Source organism: Cohnella sp. (genome assembly GCF_041640265.1).
Classification (GTDB): Bacteria; Bacillota; Bacilli; order Paenibacillales; family Paenibacillaceae; genus Cohnella.
In genome coordinates, this window is the sequence record NZ_JBEQAP010000048.1 from 1 (window position 1) to 17,547 (window position 17,547).

17 protein-coding genes are annotated in these 17,547 nt (G+C 46.0%); 14 read left to right on the forward strand and 3 right to left on the reverse strand.

Going from position 1 to position 17,547, the window contains the following annotated elements:
- Nucleotides 1–161: 161 nt before the first annotated feature.
- Nucleotides 162–467: a hypothetical protein gene (locus ACESLK_RS24115; RefSeq protein ID WP_373232272.1), complete on the reverse strand. Its 306-nt coding sequence runs from the start codon at nucleotides 465–467 to the stop codon at nucleotides 162–164.
- A gap of 137 nt (nucleotides 468–604) precedes the next feature.
- Here ACESLK_RS24115 and ACESLK_RS24120 point away from each other — a divergent pair, with 137 nt between their 5' ends.
- From ACESLK_RS24120 to ACESLK_RS24150, 7 genes are all read left to right on the forward strand, one after another.
- Complete coding sequence (locus ACESLK_RS24120; protein WP_373232273.1) at nucleotides 605–1,537, forward strand: AEC family transporter; 933 nt, start codon at nucleotides 605–607, stop codon at nucleotides 1,535–1,537.
- Between the two features lie 736 nt (nucleotides 1,538–2,273).
- The gene (locus ACESLK_RS24125; protein WP_373232274.1) at nucleotides 2,274–3,395 is read left to right on the forward strand and encodes a Gfo/Idh/MocA family protein; all 1,122 of its coding nucleotides are present in this window, start codon (nucleotides 2,274–2,276) and stop codon (nucleotides 3,393–3,395) included.
- Nucleotides 3,396–3,411: 16 nt separating this feature from the next.
- The gene (locus ACESLK_RS24130; RefSeq protein ID WP_373232275.1) at nucleotides 3,412–4,485 is read left to right on the forward strand and encodes a Gfo/Idh/MocA family protein; all 1,074 of its coding nucleotides are present in this window, start codon (nucleotides 3,412–3,414) and stop codon (nucleotides 4,483–4,485) included.
- Between the two features lie 31 nt (nucleotides 4,486–4,516).
- Nucleotides 4,517–5,389, forward strand: coding sequence for a sugar phosphate isomerase/epimerase family protein (locus tag ACESLK_RS24135; RefSeq protein WP_373232309.1), 873 nt, complete (start codon nucleotides 4,517–4,519; stop codon nucleotides 5,387–5,389).
- Complete coding sequence (locus ACESLK_RS24140) at nucleotides 5,382–6,245, forward strand: helix-turn-helix transcriptional regulator (RefSeq protein ID WP_373232276.1); 864 nt, start codon at nucleotides 5,382–5,384, stop codon at nucleotides 6,243–6,245. Before ACESLK_RS24135 ends, ACESLK_RS24140 begins: the two co-directional genes overlap by 8 nt.
- Nucleotides 6,246–6,365: 120 nt before the next feature.
- The gene (locus ACESLK_RS24145) at nucleotides 6,366–7,010 is read left to right on the forward strand and encodes a bifunctional 4-hydroxy-2-oxoglutarate aldolase/2-dehydro-3-deoxy-phosphogluconate aldolase (RefSeq protein ID WP_373232277.1); all 645 of its coding nucleotides are present in this window, start codon (nucleotides 6,366–6,368) and stop codon (nucleotides 7,008–7,010) included.
- A complete protein-coding gene (locus ACESLK_RS24150) occupies nucleotides 7,007–7,990 on the forward strand; it encodes a sugar kinase (RefSeq protein WP_373232278.1) in 984 nt (327 codons plus the stop codon). The genes ACESLK_RS24145 and ACESLK_RS24150 overlap by 4 nt, the downstream gene beginning before the upstream one ends.
- Before the next feature lie 51 nt (nucleotides 7,991–8,041).
- Here ACESLK_RS24150 and add read toward each other — a convergent pair whose 3' ends face one another.
- Complete coding sequence (gene add, locus ACESLK_RS24155; RefSeq protein WP_373232279.1) at nucleotides 8,042–9,091, reverse strand: adenosine deaminase; 1,050 nt, start codon at nucleotides 9,089–9,091, stop codon at nucleotides 8,042–8,044.
- Between the two features lie 190 nt (nucleotides 9,092–9,281).
- On the opposite strand from add, the gene ACESLK_RS24160 reads away from it, so the two are divergent.
- The 5 genes from ACESLK_RS24160 (at nucleotide 9,282) to ACESLK_RS24180 (ending at nucleotide 14,484) form a co-directional block, all read left to right on the forward strand.
- On the forward strand, nucleotides 9,282–10,187 hold the full coding sequence (locus tag ACESLK_RS24160) for an AraC family transcriptional regulator (RefSeq protein WP_373232280.1): 906 nt from the start codon (nucleotides 9,282–9,284) through the stop codon (nucleotides 10,185–10,187).
- Between the two features lie 117 nt (nucleotides 10,188–10,304).
- Nucleotides 10,305–11,813 (forward strand): alpha-glucosidase/alpha-galactosidase, encoded by a 1,509-nt coding sequence (gene melA, locus ACESLK_RS24165; protein WP_373232281.1) that lies wholly within the window; start codon nucleotides 10,305–10,307, stop codon nucleotides 11,811–11,813.
- Nucleotides 11,814–12,294: 481 nt separating this feature from the next.
- Nucleotides 12,295–12,942, forward strand: a complete 648-nt coding sequence (gene fsa, locus ACESLK_RS24170) for a fructose-6-phosphate aldolase (RefSeq protein WP_373232282.1) — start codon at nucleotides 12,295–12,297, stop codon at nucleotides 12,940–12,942.
- 91 nt (nucleotides 12,943–13,033) lie between these two features.
- Nucleotides 13,034–13,654: a helix-turn-helix transcriptional regulator gene (locus tag ACESLK_RS24175; RefSeq protein ID WP_373232283.1), complete on the forward strand. Its 621-nt coding sequence runs from the start codon at nucleotides 13,034–13,036 to the stop codon at nucleotides 13,652–13,654.
- A gap of 11 nt (nucleotides 13,655–13,665) precedes the next feature.
- Nucleotides 13,666–14,484 (forward strand): pyruvate, water dikinase regulatory protein, encoded by an 819-nt coding sequence (locus ACESLK_RS24180; RefSeq protein ID WP_373232284.1) that lies wholly within the window; start codon nucleotides 13,666–13,668, stop codon nucleotides 14,482–14,484.
- Between the two features lie 80 nt (nucleotides 14,485–14,564).
- Here ACESLK_RS24180 and ACESLK_RS24185 read toward each other — a convergent pair whose 3' ends face one another.
- The gene (locus ACESLK_RS24185; protein ID WP_373232285.1) at nucleotides 14,565–14,885 is read right to left on the reverse strand and encodes a hypothetical protein; all 321 of its coding nucleotides are present in this window, start codon (nucleotides 14,883–14,885) and stop codon (nucleotides 14,565–14,567) included.
- Nucleotides 14,886–15,106: 221 nt separating this feature from the next.
- Between ACESLK_RS24185 and ACESLK_RS24190 the strand changes: the two genes are divergently transcribed.
- Nucleotides 15,107–16,078: a LacI family DNA-binding transcriptional regulator gene (locus ACESLK_RS24190; RefSeq protein WP_373232286.1), complete on the forward strand. Its 972-nt coding sequence runs from the start codon at nucleotides 15,107–15,109 to the stop codon at nucleotides 16,076–16,078.
- Between the two features lie 161 nt (nucleotides 16,079–16,239).
- A complete protein-coding gene (locus ACESLK_RS24195) occupies nucleotides 16,240–17,523 on the forward strand; it encodes a sugar ABC transporter substrate-binding protein (RefSeq protein WP_373232287.1) in 1,284 nt (427 codons plus the stop codon).
- The last annotated feature ends 24 nt before the right edge of the window (nucleotides 17,524–17,547 follow it).

Genomic DNA, 17,547 nt, shown 5'->3' on the forward strand with positions numbered 1-17,547 from the left:
GCTCTGGATTAAAGAAACTCGTCGGCTAGGAGAGTACCGTAACGCGGAAGAAAGAAGAACATCGGAAAGCCGGATGAGGGAAAACCTCACGTCCGGTTTGATGCAGGGGGAGCTGAAAAAGTAAAAAAAGGGCTTGCGCCCTCCAATGAAATTTCAGTTCTCTACTCTACTAGCTTGAACTTAGCTAAATGATGGATTAAATTCTCTTTTCTTAGAATTTCCAATTGCTTGGGACCGATCAAATCGAAATGGGGAAAAGGCGAACGATTATGAATATATTTGGGATTCAGCCCATTCTCGATACACCATTGCGTTAACCGTCCTAGGTTGGCATTCCCCACTTTGGTTACAGTGTTAAAGTTGGGGAAGCGAGGATCGAACCAATAATGGGTCAAGAAGGCAGTTTCTCCGTGAGTGACGGATGTTTTCCAAGCATTCAACTCTACTCTCGTAATACCAAAGGCCAATTTGCATCATCCTCTGCAGTATGAATTGGTTTTGTCGTGTAAGCTTAATTAAAGATAGTATAGCATGACTGAGTTCAGCTCATGTCCATCAGAAGCGTGGTTTGACGATTTGAGAGCAGGTGTGGATAATAGACGATATGGACATTTTTCTGCACATTCTCTGGAACAACATACTTCCTTTATCCCTAATCATCACAATTGGAATTGTAATGCACCGTATTTTCACCTTGGATATAAAGACCCTCTCCAAGATGAATTTCTATTTGTTATCGCCTGCCATTATGTTTGATTTATTATACGACACAGCGATATCCATGCAATTGTTTGGCCAGGTGATGTTATTTTTCATCCTGTTTATGCTCGCCCAGTATGCCGTGCTAGAAGCCGTCATTCGTCTGCGGAAGTATGACGGAGGCAAGAGAGGCGCGATGAGGAATAGCGTATTATTCTATAATAGCGCCAATTATGGGATACCGATCAATCAGTTGGCATTCGCCGGCAATACCTTCACGTTGTCGATCCAGATCATTATCATGATGATGCAATCGCTGATCCCTAATACATATGGCATATATAACGTAAACGCTCATAAAGCGAATTGGCGCGAAATACAAAAGGTCATCTTATCGATGCCGGTTATTTATGTGATTCCCATTGCTTTCCTGCTGCGAGGGTTTGATATTCCCATACCGGGCTTCTTGGATATTTCCATCGGATATATGTCGAATGCATTTATCGGTACGGCACTTTTCACCCTTGGGGTACAATTAGGAAGCATTAAAGGCTCGATTAGCAGGGCGCTGGCGTTGGATGTCAGTATCGCTTCTGCTCTGCGGCTATTGTTTGGACCATTGCTTGCGTGGGGTATCGTGCTGCTCCTGGGTTTAGAAGGAATGATGGCAGCGGCTCTAATTGTTTCCTCGGCGGTGCCGACATCCTTGTCCAGTGTGTTGCTCGCAGTTGAGTTTGATAACGAGCAGGACTTCGCCTCGCAAACCGTTCTGGTTACGACAGCGGCGAGTATTGTAACTGTAACAGCGGTTATATTTCTGCTGAGGGTAGGCTCTTAACTAAATGACAATGGCCATGCTGTAGTTCGCATTATGCAAACTGTAAGGCTGATCGCGAAGGCTTGGGGTGTTGTAGTTTGCATGATGTAAACTGTATGGCTGGTTGGGAAGGTTAGACGTGCTGTAGTTTGCATTATGCAAACTGCCGGGCTGGTTGGGAAGGTTAGACGTGCTGTAGTTTGCATGATGTAAACTGTATGGCTGGTTGGGAAGGTTAGACGTGCTGTAGTTTGCATGATGTAAACTGTATGGCTGGTTGGGAAGGTTAGACGTGCTGTAGTTTGCATGATGTAAACTGCAGGGCTGGTTGGGAAGGTTAGACGTGCTGTAGTTTGCATGATGCAAACTGCCGGGCTGGTTGGGAAGACTGGGCCCACTGTAGTTCGCGTTATGCTAACTACAGTGCTAGTTAGGTTTTGGCGTGCCGCCGATTCACAGCAGCATTGATGACTCGAACGAGGTAATTTTGGAGGGATGTTTTCTCTTCTTAGTCCATTAGCAGGGGGCTGAGTTGATCCGTCTTATATTGAAAATTAAAGAAATCGTTCCTTGGTTGGTGGTGGGTAGTGCTTCCATTAAACTGAAGGCGGTTTCTTTTTGTTATTTCCCTTTTGAAAGTAGACTCACAGTTAAATAAAAGAATTTATTCATGCCTAGGAGTAAAGTTTACTCACAGTTAAAAGTGATACAATGAATTCATTGGCAAAATAAATTTCTTCTTGAAGGGTGAATCCAGATGAATCAAGTAAGAATTGGAATAGTTGGGCTTGGGAATATGGGCAGCGGTCATGCGCGTTATTTGATTGAAGGTCAAGTGAAGGGCGCTGTTTTGACGGCGGTAAGCGATATAAGTCAGGAACGGCTAAAGCAAGCAAGGGAGCAATGGGGAGAGAGCGTACAAACCTTTAGTACTCCGGAACAATTGTTTCGTTCGGGTACGGTAGACGGCGTTATTCTATGCACGCCCCACTTTGATCATCCGAAGCAGGCGATCGATGCATTTGCCTGCGATCTTCACGTGCTGGTGGAGAAGCCCGCAGGCGTATACACCCGGCAGGTGCGCGAGATGAACAATGCTGCGGCGGTAAGCGGTAAAGTGTACGGAATCATGTATAACCAACGTACCAACCCGCTGTACATCAAGCTAAGAGAACTAATCTCATCGGGGGAGCTTGGAGAGATCAGACGTACGAATTGGATTATTACGGATTGGTACCGTTCCCAAAGCTATTACAACTCGGGTGGCTGGAGAGCAACCTGGGCGGGAGAAGGCGGCGGCGTGCTTATTAATCAGGATCCGCATCAGTTGGATTTGTGGCAGTGGACGACGGGGCTTATGCCGACCCGCATTCGGGCATTTTGCTCCTTCGGGAAACATCGCGACATCGAGGTGGAGAACGACGTGACCGCCTATGCTGAATATGAGAACGGCGCATCAGGCGTATTCGTGACCTCCACATACGAAACACCAGGCACGAACCGTTTTGAAATTACGGGCGACCGCGGCAAAATTGTAATCGAGGATGATCAAATCACATTCTGGCGCTTAAGGCAGCTGGAATCGGAATTTAACGAGAGCAATACGAGTCCTTTCGGCCAACCGGAATGCTGGAAATGCGATATTCCGATTAACGCGGGCGGACCTCAGCATGTGGGAATTACTCAGAACTGGACGGATTCCATTCTGCACGGGACTCCTTTACTTGCACCAGGCGAAGACGGAATTAAGGGCTTAATGCTGTCTAATGCGATGCTGCTATCCACTTGGACAGATAATTGGGTTAACCTGCCGATCGATGAGGATTTATTTTACGATAAGCTGCAAGAGCAAATCGAGAAATCGACTAGACGCAAATAGAAGGAGGAGAATAAAGATGTCCAAAGCAAACGGAATGAATTACGCTCCGCAAGGAAAACCAAAGCCCGTTATCGGCAAGGGAGACTTCAAATTCGCGGCCATGTCGTTAGATCACGGTCATATTTATGGCATGTGCAACGGCTTACAGGAAGCAGGGGCTTCGTTGGAATGGGTGTATGATCCCGATCCGGAGAAGGTACGCAAATTTATCGAAGCGTATCCTCAAGTTCGTATTGCTGAGTCTGAGCAGCAAATCCTGCAGGATGCTGAAATTCAATTGGTTGCGGCTGCTGCAATCCCTAACGAGCGCGGGCCGCTTGGCGTAAAGATTATGGAGCACGGAAAAGACTATTTTACAGACAAAACACCTTTCACGGCATTATCTCAACTAGAGCAAGCGAAGCTTGCGGTGAACAAAACCGGTCGTAAGTATTCGGTTTATTACAGTGAAAGGCTTCATGTCGAAAGTGCAGTTTTCGCGGGTCAGCTTGTCAAAGACGGAGCCATTGGCAGAGTCGTGCAAGTGCTAGGCCTAGGGCCGCACCGACTTAACGCGGCGTCAAGACCCAATTGGTTTTTCAATAAAGAACAATATGGCGGTATTCTGTGTGATATCGGAAGTCATCAAATCGAGCAATTTCTCTATTATGCAGGCTGTACGGATGCTGAGGTGCTCCATAGCAAGGTGGCGAACTATAACAATAAATCATATCCGGAGCTTGAAGATTATGGCGATGCAACTCTCAGCGGCAATAACGGCGCAACCAACTATTTCCGAGTGGACTGGCTGACGCCTGACGGGTTATCAACTTGGGGGGATGGACGGACGGTCATTCTTGGAACGAACGGTTACATCGAATTGCGTAAATACGTGGACATCGCTCGTGATTCTCGCGGAGATCAGCTTTATCTGGTTAACGGAGACGGAGAGTTCCACATGGATCTCGGTGGAAAGGTCGGATTTCCATTCTTCGGCGAGTTGATTCTAGATTGTATCAATCGGACCGAGAATGCCATGAATCAGGCGCATGCCTTCAAAGCTGCTGAGCTTTGCTTGGAAGCACAATCCAAAGCCATTCACATCGAATAGTTCGTGACCATACAAGGAGGAATACATTATGATGAAGCTTTCCGTATTTACAGTATCGACACCGGAGCTCAGTCCCGCAGAGCTTGCTGCAAGCGCGCGCGAAGCGGGAATACAAGGGATCGAATGGCGCTATAAGGAAACTTCTGCAGATGTTGCGACACAAACACCATCCTTCTGGGGAAACAATCGCTGTACGATATCACCTTCCGGAGGCGAGGCGGAGTTAGACCGCTTCAAGCTTGCAACGGAGCAGCAAGGCCTTAAGACGTTAAGCGTCACGCCATACTTGCAAGCGGGTGACCTCGAAGGTACGGAGCAGGTGCTGCGGGCTGCACGCCATATGGGCGCTGCCTATATCCGTCTGGGAGTTCCCGGGTATGACCGAACCAAAACCTTTACCGAGTTATTCGAGCTGGCGCGAACTTACCTTAAAGCTTGCGAAGCGCTCTGCAAGCAATATGGCGTTAAAGGCTTGATCGAAATTCATCACGGCACGATTGCCGCTTCCGCATCCGGAGCGCGCAGGTTGTGCGAGGGGCTAAATCCGGATTTCGTCGGCGTACTGCTGGATCCCGGTAATTCCGTACATGAGGGCTTCGAGAATTACAGGATGGCACTTGAAATATTAGGGCCTTATTTGGCTCACGTGCATGTGAAGAATGCCGCCTGGAGCAAGAAGGGTATCCTCGAAGACGGGAGTGCGAGCTGGCAGTGTAATTGGGAAGGGCTTAAGAATGGTATGGTCCCTTGGAGACAGGTAATCGAGGACTTGGCAGCTGTCGGATATGACGGTTATCTAGGAATTGAGGATTTCAGCAAGCAATTCTCGAATTCCTCGGACATGATGAAGTATTTTGCCGAATATATAGGCTCGTTGCTCTCAGAGCTTCAACGTGATGTTTGAATACATCTACCGCTCCGCAGGATCTATTGAGCCGATCTTTCACTCCCACGTGTATTACGAAGTTTATTACTTTCATGAAGGCAAATGCAACTATTTAATCGGGGATCAGATTTATAATCTGGTTCCCGGCGATTTAATTCTTATGTACGGGATGACACTGCACTGCGCGAAGATCGATCCTTCCGTCCCCTATATTCGATCCATAATCCATTTCGATCCGGCGATCCTTCGTCCTTTTTTGGCGTTTCCGCAAGCGTTACCCGTCATTGAGCCTTTCGAGCAATTTAAGAACTACCGGCTCTGCTTGCGCGGAGCGGAGAAGGCTGAAGCGGAACGTATTCTGAGTGTCATACAAGAGCATAAGCTGCGCGGCGATAAGGTAGGTGAAAGCAGGCAATTGCTCGGGTTCCTAGACCTGTTGCATTTTATTTATGACCAATGCTTGCAGCCGCTTCGGGAGCAGCGTGATTTTCCTTCTGATAAAGAGAAGACCGTTCAGAATGTTATTGCCTTGCTCGAGGGCAGCTACACAGAAGATGAACTTCATATGGAGCAGCTGCAAAATCAACTGCATTTGAGCAAATCGTACCTGACCAAAATTTTCAAGGAAGTGACGGGAGTTACGATATTCGAATATGTGTACCGCAAACGCATCAATGAGGCGAAGATCTTGTTCTTGCTCCATCCTGAACTGAATGTTACGGAGGTATGCTTCCGGCTTGGCTTCAAGCATCTTGCGCATTTCAGCAGATTATTCAAGCAGCATATCGGAGTCTCGCCTGACCGTTACAAGAAACAATTGAAGGACGAGCGTATGGATGCGCACGATGAAGGGACAGTCCATAGTGAACGTTAGTATCAAAAAAAAGTATATTTTTGCAGGAATGAATCCTTTCCAATAAGTTGTCGATGATGGTAAACTTGTATACGTTGATTGTGAAATTGGGTTATTAAATGCAACTGGGGGGAGTATGTTATGTCTTCTGAATTAATGCAAGCATTGGCACGCGAGAAAATTGTAGCGATTATCCGGGGAATATCCGCGGAATCCGGAGACGCAACCGCAAAGGCGTTGGCTGATGGCGGTATCGTTTTTCTAGAGGTGACCTTGAATACGGACGGCGCATTGAACATGATCTCGAGGTTTCGTGAAAACTACGAAGGTCGCCTGTGCATAGGTGCCGGGACGGTACTTGATCTGGGACAAGCCAAAGAAGCGGTAGCGGCGGGTGCGGAATATATTATTTCTCCCAACTTGGATGAAGAAGTGATTTATTACGGTGTAGAGCAAGGTGTTCAGGTATGGCCGGGTACGATGACACCTACTGAAATCGTGCGTGCATACAAAGCAGGTGCTTCAGCGGTCAAGGTGTTCCCGATGGGCACGCTAGGAATTAATTACCTCAAGGAAATCCGCGCTCCGCTAAACCATATCCCAATGGTTGCAACGGGAGGCGTAAACCTTCAAAATATCAATTCCGTCTTGGATGCAGGTGCAATTGCAGTCGGGCTGGGCGGTAATCTGGTAGACAAGCAGCTGGTGAAAGACGGGAAATTCGAAGAGCTGACTAAGCTTGCTAAATCGTTCGTAGCAGAAGTTCAAGGGGCGAAGACCGTATGAGTTCGCTGCGGGAAACGGATGTTGTAACAATAGGGGAGAGCATGGTGCTTCTGCAGCCGATGAATGAAGGCCCGCTAGCCTATGCTCCTATGTTCACGCGTTCGATTGCGGGAGCAGAGTCCAATGTTTCCATCGGCTTATCCCGTTTAGGTTTCAAGGTACGGTGGATTAGCCGATTGGGTGCGGATCCTTTCGGCGATGTGATCTTGTCCACGTTAGCGGGAGAAGGTATTGACGTATCGCAAGCGGTTAGAGATACCCAATACCCGACAGCGGTATACTTCAAAGAGTTTAAGGGCTACGGAGATCCGAACGTTTATTATTATCGCAAGGGCTCTGCGGTTAGCCAATTAACGCCGGCGCATGTGGAATCATCTTGGCTGCAAGGAGCCAAACATCTGCATGTAACGGGTATAACTCCTGCATTGGGTCCCGAAACCGCGGATACGATCCGCGAGTTAATGGTGCAGGCGCGTAAAAATGGGATGACCATCTCATTCGATCCGAACTTGCGCCGGAAGTTATGGAGCGAGGAGGAGGCCAGAGAGACGTTGCTTTCTCTGATCCCCCTCTGCGATATATTCCTTCCCGGAATAGAGGAAGCGGAATTTCTTGTAGGCGAACGGACGGAAGATCAGTACGGTGCGCACTTTCTTGAGCTCGGCGCTAAGGCTGTTATCTTAAAGCTAGGCGAGCATGGCTCAATCGGCTACGCGGGTAATCGAGCCGTGAAGGCTAGGCCATATCCGGTTACGAGAATTATAGATACTGTAGGAGCGGGTGACGCTTTCGCTGCGGGCTTCCTCTCGGGTTTCTTGGAAAATGGAGATTTGGAGCAGGGGGATAATCTCCTGCGCGCACTGACGAGAGCTAACTTTATGGGATCTCTTGCAACGCAATATAAAGGGGATTGGGAGGGACTTCCGAAGCGCGATGAGCTTCTTCGCTTATTATCAGGCGGCAAGGAAGTTACCCGATAACCAGAAAAAAACCGAGCAGGGGTAACTCCTTTGCTCGATTTTTTTGGTTTTTTAATTCTCCACTTTGTCATACACGCCCAAACGAATGAGTATTTCCTCAAAATCCCTCTTCAGGGAGGCTTTCTCCTCAGCCCCCAAGAAGGAAGCTTCTACCCCATTCAGAATAAGTGTTGTTATTTCACGTATGGTGAAGCCGAACTTCTCCGTAATCACTTGATATTCCTTCGTGATATTTGTCCCGGAAACGCCGGGGTTATCCGTATTGACAGTAAAAAGTATGCCTTGATCGAAATATTCCCGAATGGGATAAGCGTCCCAGCCGCTCACAGCCTTGGTCTGAATGTTGCTCGTTGGACATAGCTCCAAAGGTATCCGCTGGTCGCGAATCATTTGCATCACGCGTGAGTTTTCTTTTAATCTAACTCCATGTCCAATTCGTGCAGCTCCAAGGTTTAACACGGCTTCCTCGATGTTGTCAGGTCCTGCAGCCTCCCCTGCATGAATGGTTATGGGTATTCCGTACGTGCTTGCCAGCGCGAACACTTCACGGAATAGGAAGGCTGGAAAGGAGAATTCATCTCCGGCCAAATCAACGGCAACAAGTCCCCGGCCGATATAACGAGAGGCGGCTTCAATGACCTCCAGGTTCGCCTTAAGAGAATGATTTCTCATACAAATGGCAATTACGCGCGCTTTAATTCCGAAGTCCTGTTCTCCTCTTCGCAAGCCTTGAATGACATAGGAAATGGTTTCTTCTGCATTCATGTCAGAATTGCGATGCAATTGCGGGGCGAATCGCACCTCGATATATTTAATATGATGGTCGGCTGCTTGCTCTACAACTTCATAAGCGACTTGCTCCAGTGCTTCCTTTGTTTGCAAGAAGGGGAGGACAAAATCAAATTTTGTCAAATATTCAGAGAGATTGGTGCACTCCTCGCTTACTTGTACGTAGGGAATAAGGTCAATGGTATTCGTGGAGGGTAAGCTTAAGCCTTGCTGCTCTGCGAGTCTCATTAAGGTTGCGGGTTTAATGCATCCGTCTAGATGTACGTGTAGATCAACTTTAGGCAATTCCGACAACAAGTGTAACATATCCATGGAATAGTCACTCCTCTCAGAGTTAATGTGAATAAATATAACATAATTTTCTGATAATTTGAATCATAATATTCGCGGGAATTCATTTGTGTTAGATTAACTGACAAATAATTAGGGAATTTGACTCTAAAATCAGAATTGTCCATAGTGAAGAGGTAAGATCAACCTTTCTTAGAGGTGGGAGCCAGAGATGGGACACGGAAGTATTTTTGACAGAAATCTATTGATCGGCCATTATTCTCCGCGCATATACGCTTATTACTATAAACAATGGAAGGAATTCCACATGGGGTTCCACAAACATAATTCTACGGAAATCATGTACGTCATCCAAGGGGATTGCTCAGTGGAGTGGGATGAGGGGACGGGGAAAAAAGAGACGGTTAAGCTCAAAAAAGGTGAGTTTATTTTGCTGGATGCGAATATCTCCCATCGGCTTGTCGTCGAGAAGCTTTGTCGAATGCTTAATGTTGAATTCGGATTTGTTGCACATTCGGGTGAATTTCCGTCTATAAAGCAATTAGCCGCAAATGAGCAAACGCTCGGCACGATGGTGGGAACTCCCGCTTCTTACTTGATGCTGCAGGATCCTGATGAGGTTTACCATATTCTGAAAAGCTTGGTTCTGGAGCTTGATCGTCGGGGCAGTGACGGCGGAGCGCTGGACCGCATGCTGTTGTACCAATTGCTAATCCGTATAAGCCGCTTGAGGCGAGAGGCACACAGTACGGGACAGCAGTTAGTCGAACAATATGTGAAGCAAAGCATTGAATTCCTGCATCAGAACTACGATCGCAATATTCAAGTGAAGGAAATCGCTGCCTATGTTAATCTGCACCCGGGCTACCTTCAGCGAATATTCAAGGCACATTCCGGGCAATCGCTAATGGAATATTTGACGGCGCTCAGAATGGAAAAGGCTAAAATGTTGCTTCTCCATACGGATATTGCGATAGCGGATATATCTGACTACGTAGGAACGGGAAGTCGGCAATATTTCCATGCCTTATTTAAAAAGCATACGAATCAAACCCCGATCGAGTATCGGAATTCAATGGATTCCCATTCCCAATTGCTAGACATTGTAAAGAAGTGAGGATTTCTGACAGTATGCCTGAGAGAAGGTCATTATTTTGATAACGCTTTCTGCCTAAGCTTGGTACAATTTGAGCTAAGGAGTTATCCGATAGAAACCAATTGGAGGGCATGTGAAATGGCTTTTAAAATTACTTTTGTGGGAGCAGGAAGCATTGGATTTACACGGGGATTACTTCGCGACATGCTGAGTGTGCCTGAATTCAATAACATTGAAGTGGCTTTTACTGACATTAACCCCCATAACTTAGAGATGGTTACTAAGCTCTGTCAGCGGGATATTACGGAAAATGGATTATCCATCAAGATTCAATCCACGACTGATCGCCGCAAAGCGTTGGAGAACGCCAAATACGTATTCTGCACCATTCGTGTCGGAGGTCTTGAAGCCTTCGCTGCCGATGTGGATATACCGCTTAAATATGGCGTCGATCAATGCGTTGGAGATACTTTGTCGGCTGGAGGGATTATGTACGGTCAGCGCGGAATCATGGAGATGCTTAACATCTGCAAAGATATTCGCGAGGTTGCGGCCAAAGACGTAACGCTGCTGAATTATGCAAATCCGATGGCTATGCTCACATGGGCTTGCAACAAATACGGCGGAGTTAATACGATCGGACTTTGCCATGGCGTTCAAGGCGGACACAGACAAATTGCTGAAGCATTCGGCTTGAACAAGAAGGAAGTCGACATTATTTGTGCAGGAATCAACCATCAAACCTGGTATATTCAAATTCGCCACAATGGTGAGGATTTGACAGGGAAGCTGCTCGAAGCATTCGAGAAACATGAGGATTTCAGTCGCACGGAGAAAGTTCGAATTGACATGCTGAAACGGTTCGGGTACTACAGCACGGAATCGAACGGTCATCTTAGTGAATATGTTCCTTGGTACCGCAAGCGTCCGGACGAAATCGAGCAGTGGATCGATCTGGGATATTGGATAAACGGGGAGACCGGGGGATATCTTAGAGTTTGTACCGAAGGACGCAATTGGTTCGAGACGGACTTTCCGAACTGGATGAAAGAGCCTGCCTTTAAGTACGCAGCCGAAGAACGCGGAGAAGAGCATGGATCTTACATCATTGAGGGCTTGGAAACGGGACGGGTTTACCGCGGACACTTTAACGTTGTGAACGAGAATGTCATCTCCAACCTGCCAAAGGATGCTATTATTGAAGCGCCGGGTTACGCGGATCGTAATGGGGTCTCCATGCCGCTCGTCGGTGATCTTCCTCTTGGTCCTGCAGCCGTCTGTAACGTGAGTATATCGGTGCAACGGTTAGCGGTCGAGGCAGCCGTGCATGGCGACGATAAATTGCTTCGTCAAGCGTTCATGATGGATCCGCTCGTGGGAGCGGTTTGCAACCCGAACGAGATTTGGCAGATGGTTGATGAAATGCTGGTAGCCGGGGAGAAGTGGCTTCCGCAATACAAGGATTCCATAGCTGCAGCGAAGGCACGTCTTGCGTCTGGCAATCTGATTCCTACGAATGAAGGCTATCAAGGTGCAGCGCGTCTTAAGGTGAAGTCCGTCGAAGAGATGCAATTAGATCGCGATGCCGCCAACAAAAACGCGGGTGAATCGGACAAAGGCAAGGAACGAGCTAAGGCTGCTCACTAAGCGATTAATCGAGAGCTGTCCCCAGAATAGGAAAGCTGACTTACGAGCTAGTGTGAACTGAAGAGAAAGTGGCGGGGCAGAGGTTTTTTGAACTGTGTCCGCCACTTTTTTAATGTCTCCACTCCATCCAACGGGCCGCTTTCGAAGCTCTAACACGCAGGCAGCGTCTTAATTCATCCCAACGGGCCGCTTTCGAAGCTCTAACACGTTGGCAGTGTCTTAATTCATCCCGACGGGCTAATTCCCCGCCTCTAGCACGGTCATACCGTTGTAAATAACTCCGTGCTCACTTTTTACTATAGGGCAGCCCTTTCATTACTATCTGGGCATCGCTGCATCCCGAGAAGGAGATACTAATCAACGGTAAACTACCATTATGACAACATATAAAATGACCATTGTATATATTGTGTCATAAATCGATTTGTGTTATACCATATATAGCGACAAATGCTTTCAATTTAAGGAGGATAATCAGAAGATGAAATTTTATTTGGATACGGGTAACGTTGAAGAAATTAAAAGAATCGTTAAGCTTGGTCTGGTTGACGGAGTCACTACGAACCCGAGCCTGATTGCCAAAGAAGGCCGCATTTTCAAAGACGTTATCAAAGAGATTACCAGCATAGTATCAGGTCCTGTCAGTGCAGAAGTTATTAGCCTTGAAGTAGAAGGTATGCTGAAAGAAGCTCATGAAATCGCAGAGTGGGCACCGAATGTTGTCATTAAATTACCGATGACTGAAGCGGGTTTGGAAGCAACCCATCAACTATATAAAGAAGGCATCAAAACGAACGTTACCCTTATTTTCAGCGTTGCCCAAGGCTTGATGGCTGCTAAAGCAGGAGCAACCTACATAAGCCCATTCGTTGGTCGTCTAGACGATATCGGTGTAGATGGAATGTTATTGGTAAGAAGCTTGCGTCAGGTGCTGGATCAATATGGACTAGCTTCCGAGATTATTGCTGCAAGTATTCGCCATATCGGACACTTCGAGCAAGCTGCCCTTGCAGGTGCTCATATTGCTACAATTCCAGGGACGCTGCTGCCTGCTTTGTGGAAACATCCGCTTACGGATAATGGTATCGATCGCTTCCTCAAGGATTGGGAGAAAGTTCCTAAGCTATAGTAATATACTGTAACGATACCGATAAATGAAGCCAACCGTTTTATTAGGATCCGAGAGGAGGGGGCTTTGCATCGAACTCACGGTAAGGCAAATGACTATTATCGAATTAGTTAAGAAACACGCCCCCATCACCGGTGAACAAATTGCTGAATGCCTAGGAATCAGCCGTCCGACAATCCGGTCGGACTTATCAGTATTGGTCATGCTTGGCTATATTGATGCTAAGCCCAAGGTGGGCTATTTTCTTGGAAAAGTAATGACCTCAGAAGGACAGCTTAACGAAAAATTTATGAATATGAAGGTCAAAGATGTTATGAACCGACCTGTTGTTATTGAAGAGAGCTCTACCGTTAACGATGCCGTTATTTCTCTGTTCGTAGAGAACACGGGATTCTTAACGGTAACGGATGAGCAGGGTGCGATAACGGGAATGGTTTCCCTGAAGGATCTGCTTAAGGTGACGCTGGGAAATCCCAACGCTGCATCCATTCCGATCAGCATGGTTATGACAAGGCTGCCGCGCATCGTGTTGATTTCTCCCGAGGATACGGTGCTGGAAGCAGCCAAGAAGATGCTGGATCATCAAGTCGGCGGCATGCCAGTCGTCAGTCCATCCGGAGATCGGAACCGATTGGAAGTTGTCGGACGAATTACAAAAACCAACATGACGCAAGTCTTGGTAAGCTTGACCAGGGGCTTTATCGCTGAGTAGGGGGGGAAAGAATGCCTGCGGAACAACAGAAGTTTATATTCGTATGTTCGGACGCTGTAGGAGAAACAGCGGAGGCCGTAGCGAGAGCGACAACCCGCCAATTCGCGACCGAGCAGGTAAAAATAAAAAGATTCGGTAATATTAAGCTCGAGGAAGAGATCAAATCGATTATCAACGAAGCTTTAGCGGTTGGAGGATTCATCGCTTATACGCTCGTTCAGCCCGAATTGCGCGAGACGATGCGCGAAGAGACGATAAGGCTTGGCGTTCGTGCTGTTGATGTAATGGGTCCCATGATGCAAGCCTTCATCGATACCTTCAATGATTCTCCTAAATATAAGCCTGGCTTGCTGCATGAGATGGACGAGAATTATTATCGTAAAATCGAAGCGATCGAGTTTGCGGTCAAGTATGACGACGGCAAAGACGCTCGGGGACTTTTGCAAGCACAAGTCGTGCTTGTCGGCGTTTCTCGTACGTCCAAAACACCGCTTAGCATTTATCTAGCCCATAAGGGAATAAAGACTGCGAACTATCCGCTAACGATCGAGGTAAAGCCGCCGCAGGAGTTATTCATAGCATCGCAGAATCGGCTTCTAATCGGATTGACCATGCAGCCCGAACGTCTGCTCAAGATCCGCGCAGAACGGCTGAAAACATTGGGGCTGCCAAGTCAAGCTCATTACGCATCTTTAGAGCGGATTGAGAAGGAGATCCGATTTGCTTCAGAAATTATGGAACGCTTGAACTGTCCGATTATTGACGTGACGGAGAAAGCAATCGAAGAAACGGCTGGACTTATCATGGAGCTTCTTGTTCCCAAACAATAAAAAGCCTGGGACCATCAAGGGGAGTATCATTCCCTTGATGGTCCCAGGCTTTGCCTTTTTTTTACCGTAAATCTAACGGATTAATCAGGCATCAACTGACGAATCATTTGCTGCTTCCGTTTGGAGCATGAAATCTGTTTAGAGCTGTCTCCGAAGAAGAGAAAATCATCACTCATGACTGAAATTTTAAGTACGTTTACATAACAGTCCGAGGATACTCGGCAGAAGGTTGAAGTATCGGTTATGAGACGGTTTCTTTCTTCGGCAGACATTCTTTTTTTGATGTTGTAATTCCGCCCGTGAAAGCTGATTAATCCATGAGCCCCGACTTTGAAGAACAATGTGTCTTGACGAGGCTCGAAATCCTCGTACACATTTTTCTCTTGCAGCGCTGCATTCATCGTTCCAATCCCCCTTAGAATGATGTTGCTTTGGTAGCGCTTTCATTATAACATAAAAAAACCGATTTGGGCAAGTCTCCTAAAAAAATGATGATATATCACAAGGGCTAGAATACTGGTATCATATGCGCTTTAAAGTAGTAAATTTTCCGAGTAAATTTTACATAAAATTTTTATATGTTATATTAAGGGTACAAAGCTATCGAAGGAGATCGGTTATTATGGCGGCAGGATTGAAGGAGATTGCGAAGATTGCAGGCGTTTCGGTTTCTACTGTGTCCAATGTGCTGAACGGACGTATAAATGTAGGACAAGAGACTAGGGAGCGAGTGCTGCAAATCTGCTCAGAACACGGATATTTTCCGAATAAAATGCGTAATAAGGAAAAGTCAGATAAAAGCAAAACGATTGTATTTATTTTCAGTGACTTTGATCGTGGTTTTTACTTAAAGATAATTAATGGACTCAGTGATTATCTCACAGAAAATGGGTATGATTTAATTATATGCACTAATAAGTCCAGTGAAAATTTTATGCGAAGCAACTTTGTGAGCGGTGCCATAAGTCTGGATGGAAGCGTAACAGATGATTTTTTAATCTCTATTGCAAAGCCGGATTTTCCCATCGTTCTGATGGATAGAATCATTAAGCATGAAAATGCGAATATCAAAAGTGTGGTTGTCGATAACTATCCTGTGATGTGTGAAATGGTGCAGGTGTTGGTTGACAAGGGTTTTAAGCGGTTTGGATTTATCGGCGGACTTGAATTTACGTTAGATAATATAGAACGATTTGCTGGGTTCACGGATACGCTGGCAAAAAATAATATCACGTTTGATCGCAAATATTATTTTCATGGTAATTATCGTGAGAAAAGTGGTTATCAAGCGGCGAATATCATGATTTTGAGCAATGATTTACCTGAGATCTTGGTTTGTGCGAATGATAATATGGCCATTGGAGCTATAAAAGCATTCGAAGAAAACAATATCAAAGTGCCCGATAATATTTCTGTTACAGGGTTCGATGATGCCGATATGGCGGCTATGGCAGGGTTGACGACCATTTCCATCCCTCGTTATGAAAGTGGTTATTTAACAGCCAAGGAACTGCTGGGTCTAATAGAAGGAACGACAAGCAAGGAACCGTTTAAGCTAAGCGCAACAATAAAATGGAGAAACACAGTAAAATAATAAACCTGTAATAATAAAATAGTAAAATATATTATATAATAGCTAGAATTGTAGTAAAATTTACTTATTAACTAAGTAAATTTTATTGACTATTGTAAGCGTTTTTAATATAATTCAAATTGAAGCTGTAACCAAAATTGTTTTTACAGGGGGAGTTCAGTTTGAAAAGAGTAAAAAAAATGTTCAGTTTAGTCATGCTAATGGTTTTGATAGCGGCAGTAGCAGCCTGTGGCAACTCCACAGATAACAATTCAAGTCCAAGTCCAAGTTCACCGGCCGCTTCAGGGTCGTCGCCGGCAGCAGCACCTGAAAAGCAGGCAAAAATCTCGATTTTCCAATCGAAGGTTGAAATTGCGGAATCTTTGGAAGCGTTAGCAAAAAAATACACAGAAGAGACCGGCAATGAGATTGAAGTATGGGGTTCTGCCGGCGATGCTTACATGACGCAACTGCAGGCTAAGCTTACAGCTAATGAAGGTCCAACGATCTTCAGTGTCGCTTCCGGTTCGGAAACGGAAAAGTTTAAATCTTATTACTACGACATGAGCAACGAGTCTTATGTAAAGAATATTGCTCCTAACATGGAAGTGAAAATAGACGGCAAAAACGTCGGCGTTCCGATTGGCGTAGAGGGCTTCGGTCTGGTCTACAACAAGAGCTTGGTTGATCCTAAGGACGTAACGGATCTCGATTCCTTCGTTACTATGCTGAAGAATTTAAAGGCAGATGGGAAGAACGGGTTCAGTCTTTCTTCAGAAGCTTACTTTCTGATCGGGCACATCATTAATACTCCTTTCGCATTGCAACCTGATCCGCAAGCCTTTGTAGATAAGTTGAACAAAGGCGAAGTCAAGATGGCGGAGACTAAAGAGTTTCAAGAGTTCGCGAAATTCATGGAAGCGATCAAAGAAAATTCAGTTAATCCGATGGAAGTAACATACGATTCCCAGATGGGCGACTTGGCAACCGGCAAAACGGCTATTGTTCATCAAGGTAACTGGAGCTACGGCATGTTAACAGATTTCCCGGATTTAGAAGTGAGCATGATGCCGCTCCCGTTGGCCGGCAATAACAAGCTCGCTGTAGACATTCCGGGAAGTTGGGTTATTAATGCAAAGAAAGATGCCGCTGAGGTTAAGGCAGCGAATGTCTTTATCGAATGGCTCTTCAATAGCGAAACAGGTAAAAATACGATTGTAAACGAATTCAAATTTATTCCAGCTATGACGAATATCGAAACAACCAGTTTGGATCCGCTGTCCCAAGCTGTGTCAGAAGCAACGAAAAGCGGACTAACGATTCCATGGGCAAATAACTTTTTCCCGCAAGGTATCATTGTTAATGATTTAACTCCGGTCACGCAAGAATTCTTCCTTACTAAAGGCATGACCGGCGAGCAATATTTGCAGAAGCTGGATGCTGTGTGGACAAAAGCTGCCAAATAATAAGCTGTTTATTATTTAATTAAA